The sequence below is a fragment of the Micromonospora sp. AMSO12t genome (assembly GCF_008806585.1).
In the GTDB taxonomy this organism is placed as follows: Bacteria; Actinomycetota; Actinomycetes; order Mycobacteriales; family Micromonosporaceae; genus Micromonospora; species Micromonospora reichwaldensis.
On sequence record NZ_WAAS01000502.1, the window covers coordinates 1 to 1,331 of the forward strand.

Annotated in this window: 2 protein-coding genes; both read right to left on the reverse strand. The window is 66.6% G+C overall.

The genetic code is table 11. From position 1 onward, the window contains the following. Positions 1-32 precede the first annotated feature (32 nt). Positions 33-959 (reverse strand): IS3 family transposase, encoded by a 927-nt coding sequence (locus tag F6X68_RS32625; RefSeq protein WP_192581650.1) that lies wholly within the window; start codon positions 957-959, stop codon positions 33-35. Next, positions 956-1,267: a transposase gene (locus F6X68_RS32630; protein WP_151457830.1), complete on the reverse strand. Its 312-nt coding sequence runs from the start codon at positions 1,265-1,267 to the stop codon at positions 956-958. Before F6X68_RS32630 ends, F6X68_RS32625 begins: the two co-directional genes overlap by 4 nt. Positions 1,268-1,331: the final 64 nt, after the last annotated feature.

Genomic DNA, 1,331 nt, shown 5'->3' on the forward strand with positions numbered 1-1,331 from the left:
CCTGAGGTTCCCCCGGTTTGCCGGAGGGTTGGTTACCTGGCGCCGGTGGGCTCAGGCTGAACGATAGCCGTCTCGTCCTGTTGGGCCTGGTGGGTGTGCCAAGCGGCTTCGTACTCGTCTGGGGATCGCCAGCCGAGGTCTTTCTGGATGCGGCGGGTGTTGTACCAGCCGTCGATGTAGGTGAAGATCGCGTTCTCCGCCTCATCCCGGGTCCGCCACGAGTTGCGGTAGACAAGTTCGATCTTCAACGTCGACCAGAAGTTCTCCATCAGGGCGTTGTCGTAGCTGTCACCGACCGAGCCCATCGAGGGCAGGATGCCGTTGTCGGCCAGGCGTTGCGCGAAGCGGAACGACGTGTAGTTCGACCCGCGGTCTGAGTGGTGGATCAGTTGGCCGTCGCGGACATCGCGCGACCAGATGCCGTATTCCAGAGCGCCGAGGATCAGGTCGGTGTCGCAGCGGTCGGAGCAGCGCCAGCCCACGATGCGGTTGGAGAACACATCCCGGACGGCGGCCAGCCAGAACACGCCCTCGCCGCAGGGGATCCGGGTAGCATCGGCGACCCACAGCCGGTTCGGCGCCGCAGCGGTGAACTGCCGGTTGACCAGGTCCGGAGCAGGTGTCGCCTTCGGGTTCGACCGGGTCGAGGGGATACGCCACTTCTTGCGCAGAAACGCCCCCTGCAAGCCGGCGTCGCGCATCAACCGCTCCACCCGCTTGCGACCCACCCGCCGGCCCTGCCGACGCAACATGGCGTGCACCCGCGGACTGCCGTAGGTGCCACCCGACACGTCGTGGATCTCCGCGATCTCGACGGCCAGCTCCGCATCCTCGGCTCGCCGGGCAGACGGGTTTGCGGTCTGGGCGAGCCACCCATAGTAGGTGGAGACGGCGACGTTGAGGACCCGGAGGACGGGCTCGACCCCGAAGCGGTCTTTCAGCTCGTCGACGAGCGTCACGACCGTCGCCGGGTCGGGTCGAGCTCCGAGGCGAAAAAAGCCGACGCGGCCTTCAGGATCTCGTTGGCCCGCTTCAACTCGGCGTTCTCCCGCCGCAGCCGACGCAGCTCCTCCAACTCCGAGGTGGTCGGCCGGTCGTTGCGCTGGCCCCGGTCGGCTTCGTCCTGGCGGATCCAGTTGCGCAAGGCCTCGTGATGCACCCCAAGCTGCCGCGCCAGCTGGCGGATCACGGGCTTCGGGTCCGACTCCCGATACAAGCGCACCGCACGTTCACGCAGCTCATCGGGGTACTTCTTCGGTGCTGCCACGGATGACTCCCTTCAGCTCCATCAGAGCATGATCGAAAGCCTCCGAGCTACCGGGGGAACCTCA